Origin of the sequence: Burkholderia sp. MS389, from assembly GCF_016899425.1 — a bacterium.
GTDB classification, from domain to species: domain Bacteria; phylum Pseudomonadota; class Gammaproteobacteria; order Burkholderiales; family Burkholderiaceae; genus Burkholderia; species Burkholderia sola.
The window spans coordinates 2,761,427-2,776,893 of the sequence record NZ_CP045995.1; the positions used below are offsets into that span (position 1 = coordinate 2,761,427).

At 65.8% G+C, this 15,467-nt stretch carries 13 protein-coding genes; 10 read left to right on the forward strand and 3 right to left on the reverse strand.

The window, feature by feature from the left end:
• Nucleotides 1-59: 59 nt before the first annotated feature.
• Nucleotides 60-935 (forward strand): dienelactone hydrolase family protein, encoded by an 876-nt coding sequence (locus GJG85_RS28750; protein WP_050011339.1) that lies wholly within the window; start codon nucleotides 60-62, stop codon nucleotides 933-935.
• A 54-nt stretch (nucleotides 936-989) separates the two neighbouring features.
• Here GJG85_RS28750 and GJG85_RS28755 read toward each other — a convergent pair whose 3' ends face one another.
• Together GJG85_RS28755 and GJG85_RS28760 are read right to left on the reverse strand one after the other, a co-directional pair.
• Nucleotides 990-1,859: a sulfurtransferase gene (locus GJG85_RS28755; protein WP_050011338.1), complete on the reverse strand. Its 870-nt coding sequence runs from the start codon at nucleotides 1,857-1,859 to the stop codon at nucleotides 990-992.
• 117 nt (nucleotides 1,860-1,976) lie between these two features.
• Nucleotides 1,977-3,083: an aromatic ring-hydroxylating dioxygenase subunit alpha gene (locus GJG85_RS28760; protein WP_050011337.1), complete on the reverse strand. Its 1,107-nt coding sequence runs from the start codon at nucleotides 3,081-3,083 to the stop codon at nucleotides 1,977-1,979.
• Between the two features lie 269 nt (nucleotides 3,084-3,352).
• Here GJG85_RS28760 and GJG85_RS28765 point away from each other — a divergent pair, with 269 nt between their 5' ends.
• The 4 genes from GJG85_RS28765 (at nucleotide 3,353) to folE2 (ending at nucleotide 7,476) form a co-directional block, all read left to right on the forward strand.
• Nucleotides 3,353-3,646, forward strand: a complete 294-nt coding sequence (locus GJG85_RS28765; RefSeq protein WP_006479428.1) for an exodeoxyribonuclease VII small subunit — start codon at nucleotides 3,353-3,355, stop codon at nucleotides 3,644-3,646.
• Complete coding sequence (locus GJG85_RS28770; protein WP_050011336.1) at nucleotides 3,643-4,527, forward strand: polyprenyl synthetase family protein; 885 nt, start codon at nucleotides 3,643-3,645, stop codon at nucleotides 4,525-4,527. The genes GJG85_RS28765 and GJG85_RS28770 overlap by 4 nt, the downstream gene beginning before the upstream one ends.
• Before the next feature lie 81 nt (nucleotides 4,528-4,608).
• Nucleotides 4,609-6,513, forward strand: a complete 1,905-nt coding sequence (gene dxs, locus GJG85_RS28775; RefSeq protein WP_050011335.1) for a 1-deoxy-D-xylulose-5-phosphate synthase — start codon at nucleotides 4,609-4,611, stop codon at nucleotides 6,511-6,513.
• Between the two features lie 153 nt (nucleotides 6,514-6,666).
• Nucleotides 6,667-7,476, forward strand: a complete 810-nt coding sequence (folE2, locus tag GJG85_RS28780; protein WP_050011334.1) for a GTP cyclohydrolase FolE2 — start codon at nucleotides 6,667-6,669, stop codon at nucleotides 7,474-7,476.
• Nucleotides 7,477-7,565: 89 nt separating this feature from the next.
• On the opposite strand, the gene tsaD is transcribed toward folE2, so the two are convergent.
• Nucleotides 7,566-8,606 (reverse strand): tRNA (adenosine(37)-N6)-threonylcarbamoyltransferase complex transferase subunit TsaD, encoded by a 1,041-nt coding sequence (tsaD, locus tag GJG85_RS28785; protein WP_050011333.1) that lies wholly within the window; start codon nucleotides 8,604-8,606, stop codon nucleotides 7,566-7,568.
• Between the two features lie 121 nt (nucleotides 8,607-8,727).
• On the opposite strand from tsaD, the gene GJG85_RS28790 reads away from it, so the two are divergent.
• From GJG85_RS28790 to rpoD, 5 genes are all read left to right on the forward strand, one after another.
• Complete coding sequence (locus GJG85_RS28790; RefSeq protein ID WP_256975831.1) at nucleotides 8,728-9,957, forward strand: NAD(P)/FAD-dependent oxidoreductase; 1,230 nt, start codon at nucleotides 8,728-8,730, stop codon at nucleotides 9,955-9,957.
• A 105-nt stretch (nucleotides 9,958-10,062) separates the two neighbouring features.
• Entirely contained in the window at nucleotides 10,063-10,275 is a 213-nt protein-coding gene (gene rpsU / locus GJG85_RS28795) for a 30S ribosomal protein S21 (RefSeq protein WP_006479415.1), read from the forward strand.
• A 194-nt stretch (nucleotides 10,276-10,469) separates the two neighbouring features.
• Entirely contained in the window at nucleotides 10,470-10,916 is a 447-nt protein-coding gene (locus tag GJG85_RS28800) for a GatB/YqeY domain-containing protein (RefSeq protein WP_050011331.1), read from the forward strand.
• A gap of 70 nt (nucleotides 10,917-10,986) precedes the next feature.
• Nucleotides 10,987-12,861, forward strand: coding sequence for a DNA primase (gene dnaG, locus GJG85_RS28805; RefSeq protein ID WP_124553982.1), 1,875 nt, complete (start codon nucleotides 10,987-10,989; stop codon nucleotides 12,859-12,861).
• An 88-nt stretch (nucleotides 12,862-12,949) separates the two neighbouring features.
• Nucleotides 12,950-15,367 carry an RNA polymerase sigma factor RpoD gene (gene rpoD, locus GJG85_RS28810; protein WP_080334133.1) on the forward strand — a complete coding sequence of 806 codons (2,418 nt, stop codon included), beginning with the start codon at nucleotides 12,950-12,952 and terminating at the stop codon, nucleotides 15,365-15,367.
• The last annotated feature ends 100 nt before the right edge of the window (nucleotides 15,368-15,467 follow it).

A 15,467-nucleotide genomic window follows, 5' to 3' on the forward strand; every position in this document is an offset into this window, starting at 1 on the left:
ATGCCCCGTCATGCCGTATCCGCGATCGTGACGGCGGCGCCCAATCGAGGAGTGCATTCATGTTGAAACCCGAAGTCGACAGCCTGGTCCCCCACGTCCCGTTTTCGCGCCGCAAGTTCATGCAGGCTGCGCTCGGCGGCACCTTCGCGGCGGCCGTGCTGCCTGTGTCGGCGCAGACGGTCACGACCGACAGCGCCGGGCTGGACGTCGACACCATCGAGATCCGCTCGGGCGATGCGAGTATTCCGGCGTATCGCGCCCAGCCGATCGACAAGACGAACCTGCCGGTCGTGATCGTGATCCACGAGATCTTCGGCGTCCACGCGCATATCGCCGACGTGTGCCGGCGCTTCGCGAAGCTCGGCTATCTCGCGATCGCGCCCGACCTGTTCGCCAGGCAGGGCAATGCGGCGAAGTATCCGACGATGAAGGAGCTGTACGACCACATCATCAGCAAGGTGCCGGACCGGCAGGTGACGGAGGATCTCGATGCGACCGCCGCATGGGCCGGCAAGAACGGCGGCGACCTGTCGCGTCTCGGCGTGACGGGGTTCTGCTGGGGTGGCCGCCAGGCATGGCTGTATGCGGAACACAATCCGCACGTGTTGGCCGCCGTCGCGTGGTACGGGTTCGTCGAAGGCAAGACCGACGAGATGACGCCGTTCAATCCGGTCGACCATGCGTCGTTGCTGAAGGTGCCGGTGCTCGGGCTGTATGGCGAGAAGGATCAGAACATCACGCAGGCGTCGCTCGCGGACATGCGCAAGGCGATCCAGGCGAGCGACTCGAAGCGCGCGCGCGAATCGGAGATCGTCGTGTATCCGGATGCCGGTCACGCGTTCTTCGCCGACTACCGGCCGAGTTACGTGAAGGGCGATGCCGAGGACGGCTGGAAGCGCGCGATCGAGTGGTTCCACAAGTACGGCGTGATGTAAGCGACGAGCGGCGGCAACGGCCGCCGCATCATCGTCGTCGCGCCGCGCGGGTGCTCAAGGATTCGGGCCGGTCGCGATCGGCCGCGACGGATCGGCGCTCCATTCGCTCCACGAGCCCGGGTACAGCGACGCGCCGTGCAGGCCGGCCACTTCCAGCGCCAGCGCGTTGTGGCATGCGGTGACGCCGGAGCCGCATTGCAGGATCACGCGGTTCGGCTCGGTGCCGGCCAGCACGGTGGTGAATGCCTCGCGCAATTCATGGCCGGTCTTGAAGCGGCCGTCGGCGGTCAGGTTGTCCTTGAAGAAGCGGTTGCGCGCGCCCGGAATGTGCCCGCCCACCCGATCGATCGTTTCGTTTTCGCCGCGATAGCGATCCGGTGCGCGGGCATCGATCACGACGCGCGCGGGCGACGACACGTTCGCGAGCACGGCCGCCGCATCGACGGTCGATTCGAGCGGCGTGGCCGAGCGGAAGTCGCCGGCGGCCGGGTGCGGCACGTCGGTCGTCAGCGGCTGGCCGGCCGCTTCCCAGGCCTGCAGGCCGCCATCGAGCACGGCGACCGAATCGTGGCCGAGCCAGCGCAGCAGCCACCACAGGCGCGCCGCATAGGCGCCGCCTTGCGCGTCGTACGCGACGACCTGCTGACCCTGCTTGAGGCCGCGGCTGGCGAGCAGCGTCGCGAGCGCGTCGCGGGTCGGCAGCGGATGGCGGCCGTTGGTGCCCGTCTTGCGGCCTGACAGGTCGCGATCGAGATGAAGATAGTGCGCGCCGGGGAGGTGACCGGCCGCGTAGGCGGCTTCGCCGGCGCCGGGATCGGCGAGATCGAAGCGGCAGTCGAACAGCGCGACGCTGCCGGGCGCCGCGGCCAGGCGCTCGGCGAGATTGGCGGCGGAGATGAGCGTGGTGTAATGAGTGTGTGGCATGACGACTCCCTGGAGTGCAAATGGCCTGACACTCCAAGTCTAAACAAAAAAAGACGGGCCGAAGCCCGTCTTTTCGTCTGCCGGATGCCGCGCGGCGTCAACGCGCCGCAGCCGCTGTCAGAGGCCGCCGAGGTGGCGGCGCAGGAACTCGTGGAAGTGCTGCATCCCGTCTTCCATCGGGCTCTGGTACGGGCCGACCTGCGACTCGCCGCGGGCCATCAGCGCACGGCGGCCCGCGTCCATCCGCATCGCGATCTCGTCGTCCTCGACGGCCGTTTCCATATAGGCGGCACGCTCGGCCTCGACGAATTCGCGTTCGAACAGCGCGATTTCCTCGGGGTAATAGAACTCGACGATGTTGGTCGTCTTCTGCGGCCCGCGCGGAATCAGCCACGACACGACCAGCACGTGCGGATACCACTCGATCATCAGGCCCGGGTAGTAGACCATCCAGATCGCGCCGAACTCCGGCGGCACGCCGTTGCGGAACTTCAGCACCTGCTCGTGCCATTTCTGGTAAGTCGTGCTGCCCGGTTTCGCGAGGGCGTTGTGCACGCCGACCGTCTGCACGCTGTACCAGTCGCCGAACTCCCATTTGAGATCGTCGCACGACACGAAGCTGCCGAGACCCGGGTGGAACGGGACGACGTGGTAATCCTCGAGGTAGACCTCGATGAACGTCTTCCAGTTGTAGTCGCACTCGTGCACTTCGACGTGATCGAACTGGTATTCGGCGAAGTCGAAGTGATGCTTCGTGCCGAGGTTCGCGAGATCGCGCGCGACGTTGCGGCCCTCGGCCTCGAACAGCAGCCCCTGCCAGTTCTGCAGTGGGCTCTTGCCGAGGTTCAGGCACGGCTTGTCGGGGAAGTGCGGCGCGCCGAGCAACTGGCCTTCGAGGTCGTACGTCCAGCGGTGCAGCGGACACACGATGTTCTGCGCATGGCCGCGCCCGTTGAGCATGATCGCCTGCCGGTGGCGGCACACGTTCGACAGCAGCTCGATCTGGTTCGTCTGGTTACGGACCAGCACGCGGCCTTCCTTCTCGGACGGCAGCGCAAAATAGTCTCCCGCCTCGGGCACCATCAACTCGTGCCCGACGTAACGAGGACCTTTCTTGAAGAGGGTTTCGATCTCGCGCTCGAGTAGCGCCTCATCGAAATATGCAGTGACTGGAAGCTGGCTGTGGGCCGACTTCAACTGAAGCGCATCGCTCAGATTGGACATTCCCACTCCCGGTGTTAGCGTGAAAGCAGTGAACAACCCAACCATCGAAAAATCGATTTAGGGAAACGGACAATTATACCCGGTTCGCCCCGCAAGGCTAGGATTAAGTGCCTGATTTGTGTCAATTTTTTGTCGGGCGGCCGTCGAGAGGCGCACACTGTGCGTCGTAGAGGGGGCCGGAATTGTGCGCGGGCGCCCACGACGGCAGGTCGGAAAATTCTCTTTTGCCGTAGAATGTCCGACTTGTTTTGAAATTTGACACCTCGTCCATGGCGAAAACCGCATCCCCAGGCGCCACGCCGCCCGGCAACGGCACCGAACCGTTGCCGGACAATTACGAGATGGCGCTCGCGGAACTCGAGACGCTGGTTGCCCGGATGGAAGGCGGCGCGTTGAGCCTCGAGGATTCGCTGGCGGCGTATCGCCGCGGTGCGACCCTCGTTGCGTTTTGCCAACAGCAGCTCGAGAAAGTGGAGCAGCAGGTTCGCGTGCTCGACGGCGCGACGCTGAAGCCGCTTTCGTCCGGAACGGCCGCCACGGACGGCGAAGACGACGATCTATGACATTCGAACAATGGATGCGGTCCGTGCTTGACCGTGTCGAGGACGCACTCGGCCACTATCTGCCGGCTGAAACCGCGACGCCCGCGAAACTTCACGAGGCGATGCGCTATGCGGTCCTCGGTGGCGGCAAACGCGTTCGCCCGCTGCTGTGCCATGCAGCAGGCGAACTGACCGGCGCGACCGAAGCGGCGCGCAACGCGGCGGCGGCGGCGCTGGAGATGATCCACGTCTACTCGCTCGTGCACGACGACATGCCGTGCATGGACGACGACGCGCTGCGTCGCGGCAAGCCGACCGTGCACGTACAGTACGACGAACCGACGGCGCTGCTGGTCGGCGACGCGCTGCAGTCGCAGGCGTTCGTCGCGCTGACCGACGCCGATGCGCTGTCGCCGGTGCAGCAAGCGGCGCTGGTGCGCGAGCTGGCGCTCGCGAGCGGCTCGATCGGCATGGCCGGCGGGCAGGCGATCGACCTGGCGAGCGTCGGCCTGAAGCTGACGCGCGAACAGCTCGAGACGATGCACCGGATGAAGACGGGCGCTTTGCTGCGCGCGGCCGTGCGGATGGGCGCGCTGGCCGGCGAGACGCCGTCGGCGGAAACGATGGCCGCGCTGGATGTTTACGCGGGCGCCGTGGGTCTGGCCTTTCAGGTCGTCGACGACATTCTCGACGTCACGACCGATTCGGCGACGCTCGGCAAGACGGCCGGCAAGGACGCGGCGAACGACAAGCCGACCTATGTATCGATCCTCGGTCTCGAGGCGTCGCGCGAGCTGGCAGCGCAGCTGCGCGCCGAAGCGCACGACGCGCTGAAACCGTTCGGCGCACGCGCACAGCGTCTCGCCGAACTTGCCGACCTGGTAGTGAACCGGGTCAGCTGACGCGAAAGCCCGCCGCCGCGCACACGCTACGGTGCGTGCAAAAGAATGCGGGCGCGTTTGATTTCCTACAATGGAACGACGATGTACGACTTGCTGAAAACCATCGACGACCCGGCGGATTTGCGCCGCCTCGATCGTCGCCAACTGCAACCGCTCGCGGATGAACTGCGCGCGTTCGTGCTCGACAGCGTGTCGAAGACGGGCGGCCATTTGTCGTCCAACCTCGGGACGGTCGAGCTGACGATCGCGTTGCACTACGTGTTCAACACGCCGAACGATCGCATCGTCTGGGACGTGGGTCACCAGACCTACCCGCACAAGATCCTGACGGGCCGCCGCGACCAGATGCACTCGCTGCGTCAGCAGGACGGCATCTCGGGTTTCCCGCGCCGTTCGGAGTCGGAATACGACACGTTCGGCACCGCGCACTCGAGCACGTCGATCTCGGCCGCGCTCGGGATGGCGATCGGCAGCCAGCTGAATGGCGACGACCGCTTCTCGATCGCCGTGATCGGCGACGGCGCGATGACGGCCGGCATGGCGTTCGAGGCGATGAACAACGCGGGCGTGTCGGAAGATGCGAAAGTGCTCGTGATCCTGAACGACAACGACATGTCGATCTCGCCGCCGGTCGGCGCGCTGAATCGCCATCTCGCGCGCCTGATGTCGGGCCGCTTCTATGCGGCCGCGCGCGCGGGCGTCGAGCGCGTGCTGAGCGTGGCGCCGCCGGTGCTCGAACTCGCGCGCAAGCTCGAGGAGCACGCGAAGGGTATGGTCGTGCCGGCCACGCTGTTCGAGGAATTCGGCTTCAACTACATCGGCCCGATCGACGGTCACGATCTCGATTCGCTGATCCCGACGCTGCAGAACATCCGCGAGCTGCGCGGCCCGCAGTTCCTGCACGTGGTGACGAAGAAAGGCCAGGGCTACAAGCTCGCCGAAGCCGATCCCGTGCTCTATCACGGCCCCGGCAAGTTCAATCCGGCCGAAGGCATCAAGCCGTCGACCACGCCTGCGAAGAAGACGTACACGCAGGTGTTCGGCGAGTGGCTGTGCGACGAAGCCGAGCGCGATACGCGCGTGGTCGGCATCACGCCCGCGATGCGCGAAGGCTCGGGCATGGTCGAATTCGAGAAGCGCTTCAAGGATCGCTACTACGACGTCGGCATCGCCGAGCAGCATGCGGTGACGTTCGCCGGCGGTCTCGCGACCGAAGGGCTGAAGCCCGTCGTCGCGATCTACTCGACGTTCCTGCAACGTGCGTACGACCAGCTGATCCACGACGTCGCGCTGCAGAACCTGCCGGTCGTGTTCGCGATCGACCGCGCGGGCCTCGTCGGCGCGGACGGCGCGACGCATGCGGGCGCGTACGATCTCGCGTTCATGCGCTGCATCCCGAACATGACGATCATGGCCGCATCCGACGAGAACGAATGCCGCCAGATGCTGCACACGGCGCTGCAGCAGCCGAACCCGACCGCGGTGCGCTATCCGCGCGGCGCGGGCACGGGCGTGGCGACGGTGAAGGAATTCACCGAGATCCCGCTCGGCAAGGGCGAAGTGCGGCGCCGCACGTCGCAGCCGGAAGGCAAGCGCGTCGCGATCCTCGCGTTCGGCACGATGGTGGCGCCGTCGCTCGCCGCTGCCGAGGAGCTCGATGCAACGGTCGCGAACATGCGCTTCGTGAAGCCGATCGACGCGGCGCTCGTGCGCGAGCTCGCCGAAACGCACGACTACGTCGTCACGGTCGAGGAAGGCTGCGTGATGGGTGGCGCGGGCTCGGCCTGCGTCGAAGCCCTGATGGAGAGTGGGGTTATCCGACCCGTACTACAATTGGGCCTCCCTGACCTGTTCATCGATCATGGCGACCCCGCGAAGCTGCTGTCGCAATGCGGCCTCGACGGCGCGGGCATCGCGAAATCGATTCGCGAACGCTTTCTGAATCCGGCGGCCGATGTCGCCGGTCAGGCGAAGCGCGTCGCGTAAGCTGACGCCGCCCGTGGGCGGCGTCGGTGCGACTGGCGCAACCGGTCTTCATTGATGCGGAAAACATGGGCCTGCGGGCCCATGTTGCTTTTCCGGCCGCCGCATGATGCGGCGTGCGCGTCGTCGGACGCGCGGCTTACAAGGATTGAACAAATGAACCAGATGAATCCCGCCTTCGTGATGCCCGACGTGCAGAGCACGGTGGATATCCGTCAGATCCCGATTCAGCGCGTGGGCGTGAAGGCGGTTCGGCATCCGTTGACGGTGCGTACCGAAAGCGGCGACGTGCAACCGACGGTCGGTGTCTGGAACCTCGACGTCCGTCTGCCGGCCGATCAGAAGGGCACGCACATGTCGCGCTTCGTCGCGCTGCTCGAAGAGAATCGCGCGCCGCTGACGGTCGAGCGCTTCCGCGCGATGCTCGCATCGATGCTCGTGAAGCTCGAAGCCGAGGCCGGCCGCATCGAAGTCACGTTCCCGTACTTCGTGAACAAGACGGCGCCGGTGTCCGGCGTGCAGAGCCTGCTCGACTATGAAGTGACGCTCACGGGCGAAAGCCGCAACGGCGACACGCGCGTGTTCCTGAAGGTGCTCGTGCCGGTGACGAGCCTGTGCCCGTGCTCGAAGAAGATCTCGCAGTACGGCGCGCACAACCAGCGCTCGCACGTGACGATCGATGCGGAGCTGGCCGCCGATCTGCCGGTCGAGGCGCTGATCCGCATCGCGGAAGAGGAAGCGTCGTGCGAACTGTGGGGGCTGCTGAAGCGTCCGGACGAGAAGTTCGTCACCGAGCGTGCCTACGAGAACCCGAAGTTCGTCGAGGATCTCGTGCGTGACGTCGCGCAACGTCTCGATGCGGACGAGCGCGTGATCGCGTACGTGCTCGAAGCCGAGAACTTCGAGTCGATCCACAATCACAGCGCGTATGCGCTGATCGAACGCGACAAGCGGCACGCTGCATAACGTCGCGGCGTTTTGTCGCGCCCATGACGAAGGCCGCTCGGAACCGAGCGGCCTTTTCGTTTTCTGTCTGGGGCGTCGCGTGGCGCGATTCAGCTTGCGAGCGACGCGAGATCCCAGCGCGGCTTCACCGTGAATGCGTAATCGGCATTCGCCTGTTCAGGCCAGCGGCCGAGCCGCAGCGCGCCCGCGAGCGCGATCATCGCGCCGTTGTCGGTGCACAGTGCGAGATCGGGGTAGTGCACGTCGAAGCCGCGCTTGGCCGCGGCCGCCGACAGGGCCGCGCGCAACTGGCGGTTCGCGCCGACGCCGCCCGCGACCACGAGGCGCTTGAGCTTCGTCCGCTTCAGCGCGGCGAGCGACTTCGCGACGAGCACGTCGACGGCCGCATCGACGAAGCCGCGCGCAAGATCGGCCTTCGCGCGTTCGAGTGCTTCGCCGTCGAGCTTCGCCGCTTCGAATTTCTTCATCTGCGTGAGCACGGCCGTCTTCAGGCCGCTGAAGCTGAAGTCGAGATCGCCCGAATGCAGCATCGGGCGCGGCAGCACGACCGCGCCCGGCGTGCCCGTTTCGGCGAGCTTCGATACTTCGGGGCCGCCCGGGTAGCCGAGGCCGATCAGTTTCGCGGTCTTGTCGAACGCTTCGCCGGCCGCGTCGTCGAGCGTTTCGCCGAGCGTCTCGTACACGCCGACGTCGGTCACGCGCATCAACTGCGTGTGGCCGCCGGAAACCAGCAGCGCGACGAACGGGAACGGCGGCGGCGCGTCGACCAGCAACGGCGACAGCAGGTGGCCTTCGAGATGATGGATGCCGACGGTCGGCTTGTTCCACGCGAGCGCGAGCGCATTCGCGATGCTCGCGCCGACCAGCAGCGCGCCGGCGAGGCCGGGGCCTTGCGTGAACGCGATCGCGTCGATGTCGTCGCGGCGCGTGCCGCTTTGCGCCATCACTTCCTCGAGCAGCGGCAGCGCGCGGCGGATGTGGTCGCGCGATGCGAGCTCGGGCACGACGCCGCCGTATTCGCGGTGCATCGCGATCTGCGAATGGAGCGCGTGCGCGAGCAGGCCGCGCTGCGTGTCGTAGAGCGCGAGGCCGGTTTCGTCGCAGGAGCTTTCGATGCCGAGAACGAGCATGGGTGAGGGCAGGGCGCGCCGATTCGGACGCGCCGCGGGTAGGTCGACGTAACCTGAAATTATAGCAGGCGGGGGCTCGCCGCCGCCGCGGGCGGGCCGGGCCCGAGGCCGGGCAGGTACAATCCGCGCCATGGAAACTTATGACATCGCCGTGATCGGCGCGGGCGCCGCCGGCATGATGAGCGCCGCGGTCGCCGGGCAGCTCGGCCGCCGCGTCGTGCTGATCGATCACGCGCCGCGGCTCGCCGAAAAAATCCGCATCTCGGGCGGCGGCCGCTGCAACTTCACGAACCTGTACGCAGGGCCCGACAACTACCTGTCGTCGAATCCGCATTTCGCGCGCTCGGCGTTGGCGCGCTATACGCCGCGCGACTTCCTCGGGCTGCTCAAGCGCCATCACGTGACCTGGCACGAAAAGCACAAGGGCCAGCTCTTTTGCGACCACGGCAGCGACGCGATCATCGACGTGCTGAAGCACGAGTGCGACGCGGGCGGCATCGCGTGGCGCCGGCCCGTCGTCGTCGACGCGGTGCGCCATGCGCCGGCCGACGGCTTTACGCTCGACACGCAGCAGGCCGGCCCGATCGGCGCGCGCGCACTGATCGTCGCGACCGGCGGCCTGTCGATCCCGAAGATCGGCGCGACCGACTTCGGCTACCGGCTCGCGAAGCAGTTCGGCCACAAGCTCGTCGATACGCGGCCCGCGCTCGTGCCGCTGACGTTCGCGCCGCAGGACTGGGCGCCGTTCGCGCCGCTGTCCGGCGTATCGCTCGAAGTGCGCGTATCGACCGGCGACAAAAAGCGCGGCGGCGAATTCGTCGAGGACCTGCTGCTGACCCATCGCGGGCTGTCCGGGCCCGGCATCCTGCAGATCTCGAGCTACTGGCAGCCCGGCGATCCGATCCGCGTCGACCTGCTGCCGCAGCGCGACACGGTGGCCGACCTGCTCGACGCGAAACGCACGTCGAAGCGCCAGATCGGTTCGCTGCTCGCCGACTGGGTGCCGTCGCGCCTCGCGCATGCGTGGCTCGACACGCATCGCGTCGCGGCCGACGCGCGGCTCGCGGACCTGCCCGACAAGACGCTGCGCCAGATCGGCGACGCGCTGTCCGGCTGGACGCTGACGCCGAACGGCACCGAGGGCTACAAGAAGGCCGAAGTGACGAAGGGCGGAGTCGATACGCGCGAGCTGTCGTCGGCGACGATGATGAGCGCGCGCGTGCCCGGGCTGTTCTTCGTCGGCGAGGCGGTGGACGTGACGGGCTGGCTCGGCGGCTACAACTTCCAGTGGGCGTGGGCGTCCGGCACGGCGGCCGGGCAGGCCGCGGCCGAGTATGCGCGAGGCGCCTGACGCGCCGGCCGGCACGGTTCTGGCGGGGGTGGGGTCCGTGCCTTTGACCCATCGCTCTGCTATACTCGGTAGTCTTTCCCTGCAAACCTTTATTCGTGTCGGATCATGACGATCATTCGCGTTAAAGAGAACGAGCCGTTCGAAGTTGCAATGCGTCGCTTCAAGCGCACGATCGAGAAGAATGGTCTGTTGACCGAGCTTCGTGCGCGTGAGTTTTACGAGAAGCCGACCGCAGAACGCAAGCGCAAGAAGGCCGCTGCGGTGAAGCGTCATTACAAGCGTATTCGCAGCCAGACGCTGCCGAAGAAGCTGTACTGAACGATTGGGCGCCGCGCGGTTCACTGAGCGGCGCACCGGCGACTCCGTGTGATCGGGTCCGGTCGCGCAGCCGATCAGGCGGCGAGTCGCCGATGCCGGATTCGAGCAACCCGCTTGAGACACTGTCCCAAGCGGGTTTTTGTGTTGACGCCCATTTGCGGGCGTCGGTTTCACGTTTCCATCCCGGGTGAAAGATGAGTTTGAAAGAGCAGATCAGCGAAGACATGAAGGCCGCGATGCGCGCGAAGGAAAGCGAGCGCTTGGCAACGATTCGCCTGCTGATGGCCGCGATCAAGCAGCGCGAAGTCGATGACCGGGTCACGCTCGACGACGCGGGCATCACGGCCGTGATCGACAAGATGATCAAGCAGCGCAAGGATTCGATCAGCCAGTTCCAGGCGGCCGGCCGCGACGATCTGGTTGCGAAGGAGCAGGCCGAGCTGGCCGTGCTGGGCGGCTACATGCCCGCGCAACTGTCGGACGCCGAAGTGGCGGCCGAGGTCCAGGCGGCGGTCGCGCAAACCGGCGCAGCCGGCCCGCAGGACATGGGCAAGGTGATGGGCGTGCTGAAGGGCAAGCTCGCCGGCCGTGCCGACATGACGGCCGTTTCCGCGCAGGTCAAGGCCGCGCTCACGAAGTAAAACCCGTTCCCGGCGCGCCCAGCGATGCGTGCGCCGGGCGTCGTATTGTCTTTTTTCGCTCGATCCCACGGTGATTCCGCATTCGTTCCTGCAGGATTTGCTGAACCGCGTCGATATCGTCGACGTGGTGGGCCGGTACGTGCAGCTCAAGAAGGGCGGCGCCAACTTCATGGGGCTGTGCCCGTTCCATAACGAGAAGAGTCCGTCGTTTACCGTCAGCCCGACCAAGCAGTTCTATCACTGCTTCGGTTGCGGTGCGCACGGCACGGCGATCGGCTTCCTGATGGAACACGCGGGGCTCACGTTCCCGGAAGCCGTGCAGGAACTCGCGCAATCCGTCGGGCTGACCGTGCCGCACGAGCCGTCGATGCGCGGCGGTGGGGGCGGAGGCGGGGGCGGCGACTATCCGGCGCCCGTGTCGAAATCGGTGGCGACCGCGCTGTCCGACGCGATGACCGCGGCGTGCGACTACTACCGCAAGCAGTTGCGCGGCGCGACCGTCGCGATCCAGTACCTGAAGAACCGGGGCCTGACCGGCGAGATCGCCGCGCGCTTCGGTCTCGGCTATGCGCCGGACGGCTGGCAGAACCTCGAAGCCGCGTTCCCCGACTATCGCGACGAGTCGCTTGTCGAGGCGGGGCTCGTGATCGTCAGCGAGAAAACCGACGCGCAGGGTGTCGCGCGCCGCTACGACCGGTTCCGCGAGCGGATCATGTTCCCGATCCGCAACGTGAAGGGGCAGGTGATCGGTTTCGGCGGCCGCGTGCTCGGCAGCGGCGAGCCGAAGTACCTGAACTCGCCGGAAACGCCGCTGTTCAACAAGGGCAGCGAGCTGTACGGGCTGTTCGAGGCGCGGCTCGCGATTCGCGAGCGCAAGTACGTGCTGGTCGTCGAAGGCTACATGGACGTCGTCGCGCTCGCGCAGCTCGGCTTTCCGAACGCGGTCGCGACGCTCGGTACCGCGTGCACGCCGATTCACGTGCAGAAGCTGCTGCGACAGACCGACACCGTCATTTTCAGTTTCGACGGCGATTCGGCCGGGCGGCGCGCGGCCCGGCGCGCGCTCGAGGCCTGCCTGCCGCATGCGGGCGACAACCGGACGATCCGGTTCCTTTTTCTGCCGACCGAGCACGATCCGGACAGCTACGTGCGCGAGTTCGGCGCGGACGCGTTCTCCGAGCAGGTCGAACGCGCAATGCCGCTGTCGCAATTTCTGTTGAACGAAGCCATTGCCGGCAAGGCGCTCGATCAGCCGGAAGGCCGCGCGAAGGCCCTGTTCGATGCGAAGCCGCTGTTGCAGGCGCTGCCCGCGAACGCGTTGCGCGCGCAGATCATGCACATGTTCGCCGATCGCCTCGATATCCCGTTCGAGGAGGTCGCGGCGCTGTCGGACGTCGATACGCGTATCGCGGCGCCGCCGCGTCAGGCGCCCGCGCGCAGCGAGCGGCGTCGCGTGACGGACAGCGAAAAGCGCGCGCTGCGCACGCTGGTAATGCATCCGCGCATCGCATCGCAGCTCGACGACGAACAGATTGCGACCCTGCGCGCGCTGCCGCGCATCGGCGAATTGTTCGCGGAAGTTGTCGATCATGCGCGTGCGCTGGGCGACGGCGCGGAGTTCCGGCTGCTGTCTGATGTCCTGAGGACGTCCTCGAATGGGGCGACTTACGAGGAAATCTTCCGCGAAATTCTGGACTATGATGAAAACGTCCGCGATCTGCTGTTACAGAATCCGGAAGACGAGACGGTGCCCGAACGGCAGCGTGAGCAGGAGCGGATTGCGGGGGAGGAGCTGCAGGCAGCTGTGCTCAAGATGCGCTACGACGCCTGCTGCGACCGGCTGGACAGGCTGGCGCGGCAATCCACCTTCACCCCCGAGGAACTGGCCGAATTGACGGAATTGAACCAGCAGCGAACCGACATGAAGCGTCGGCTCGGGCTGTAGGCGGCCGGGGCGCTTAGAGAGGGCTCCCCAGCGTGCTATAATATAAGGTTTCCAGCGGTTTGTTTTCCAAGCAGAGGCGAGAATCGCGATGGCAAAGACGACAGGCGGAAAGAAAGCAACGGGCAAGGGCTCGACGGAGCCGACCAAAAAGGTCACAGCGGCCAAGTCTGCTTCTTCCACCAGGACAACGTCTTCAGCCACGTCAGCCCCTGCAGGAAAGAAAACCGCGGCCGGCACTGCTCAGGCTGCGCCGGCGCCGGCAGCCAGAACACGGGCTGCCGCCAGACCCGACTCCGGGCCGGCCAAGCCGGCGGCGAAGCGGGCAAGTGCGAAAAGCGCAAGGGACACGACTGCCGACGCGGACGAAACGGCAGTACGTACTACTCATGCACCCACGGTTCAACCGGCTGTCGTCCAGCAGCCGCGAGTCGATATAGCCGGTACGGCGAACTCCATGACCAAAAAGCTGAACGAAGTATCCGTCGAAGACGACGCAAATCAGAGCGACGAGCAGCCCGCAGCCGCGGCTGCACCGGGCAAGTCCAAGGTGCGCGATCGTCGCGCCAAGGAAAAGGCGCTGCTGAAGGAAGCGTTCGCGACGAGCACGCCGGGCACGGCCGAGGAGCTCGAAGAGCGCCGCGTGAAACTGCGCGCGCTGATCAAGCTCGGCAAGGAGCGCGGCTTCCTCACGTACGCCGAAATCAACGACCACCTGCCGGACAACTTCACCGAGACCGAAGCCCTCGAGGGCATCATCGGCACGTTCAACGACATGGGCGTGGCGGTTTACGAGCAGGCGCCGGACGCGGAGACGCTGCTCCTGAACGACAACGCGCCCGCCGCGTCGTCGGACGATGAAGTCGAGGAGGAAGCGGAAGTCGCGCTGTCCACCGTCGATTCGGAATTCGGCCGCACGACCGATCCGGTCCGGATGTACATGCGCGAGATGGGCACGGTCGAGCTGCTCACGCGCGAAGGCGAAATCGAGATCGCGAAGCGGATCGAGGACGGCCTGCGCCACATGGTGATGGCCATCTCCGCGTGCCCGACGACGATCGCCGACATCCTCGCGATGGCCGAACGCGTCGCGAACGAAGAGATCCGCGTCGACGAGCTCGTCGACGGCCTGCTCGATCCGAATGCTTCGGACTCCGCCGATACGGACGGCTTCTCCGCGAAGGAAGCGGAAGCCATCGAGAACGAGGATGAGGAAGCCGAAGAGGAAGAGGAAGAAGAGGAAGAGGAGGAAGACGACGGCGCCGCGCAGGCATCGGCGAACGCCGCCCAACTCGAAGCCCTCAAGCGTGCGTCGCTCGAGAAGTTCTCGCAGATCAGCGAGTGGTTCGACAAGATGCGCCGCGCGTTCGAGAAGGAAGGCTACAAGTCGAAGGCCTACCTGAAGGCGCAGGAAACGATCCAGACCGAACTGATGACGATCCGCTTCACCGCGCGTACCGTCGAGCGTCTGTGCGACACGCTGCGTGCGCAAGTGGACGAAGTGCGTCAGGTCGAGCGTCAGATCCTGCACATCGTCGTCGACAAGTGCGGCATGCCGCGTTCGGAATTCATCGCACGCTTCCCGGGCAACGAGACGGATCTCGACTGGGCGGAGAAGATCACCGCGGAAGGCCATTCGTACAGCGCGGTGCTGTCGCGTAACGTCCCGGCGATCCGCGAACAGCAGCAGCGCCTGCTCGACCTGCAGGCGCGCGTCGTGCTGCCGCTGAAGGACCTGAAGGAAACCAACCGCCAGATGGCGGCCGGCGAACTGAAGGCACGTCAGGCGAAGCGCGAAATGACCGAGGCGAACCTGCGTCTCGTGATCTCGATCGCGAAGAAGTACACGAACCGCGGCCTGCAGTTCCTCGACCTGATCCAGGAAGGCAACATCGGCCTGATGAAGGCAGTGGACAAGTTCGAATACCGTCGCGGCTACAAGTTCTCGACCTATGCGACGTGGTGGATCCGTCAGGCCATCACGCGCTCGATCGCGGACCAGGCGCGCACGATCCGTATTCCGGTTCACATGATCGAAACGATCAACAAGATGAACCGCATCTCGCGGCAGATCCTGCAGGAAACCGGTCTCGAGCCGGATCCGGCCACGCTCGCCGAGAAGATGGAGATGCCGGAAGACAAGATCCGCAAGATCATGAAGATCGCGAAGGAGCCGATCTCGATGGAAACGCCGATCGGCGACGACGACGATTCCCATCTCGGCGACTTCATCGAGGACACCAACACGGTCGCGCCGGCGGATGCCGCGCTGCATGCCAGCATGCGCGACGTCGTGAAGGACGTGCTCGATTCGCTGACGCCACGCGAGGCGAAGGTGCTGCGGATGCGTTTCGGTATCGAGATGAGCACCGATCACACGCTCGAGGAAGTCGGTAAGCAGTTCGACGTCACGCGTGAGCGGATCCGTCAGATCGAGGCCAAGGCGCTGCGCAAGCTGCGTCACCCGAGCCGTTCCGACAAGCTGAAGTCGTTCCTCGAAGGGAACTGATTTCCAGCGTCTCTGCCACGAACGCCGCCGGTGTCCGCATGATGCCGGTGGCGTTTGTTCCCTCTGTCGTCTTTGTTGTTACAATGCCGGCCCGGCCTCG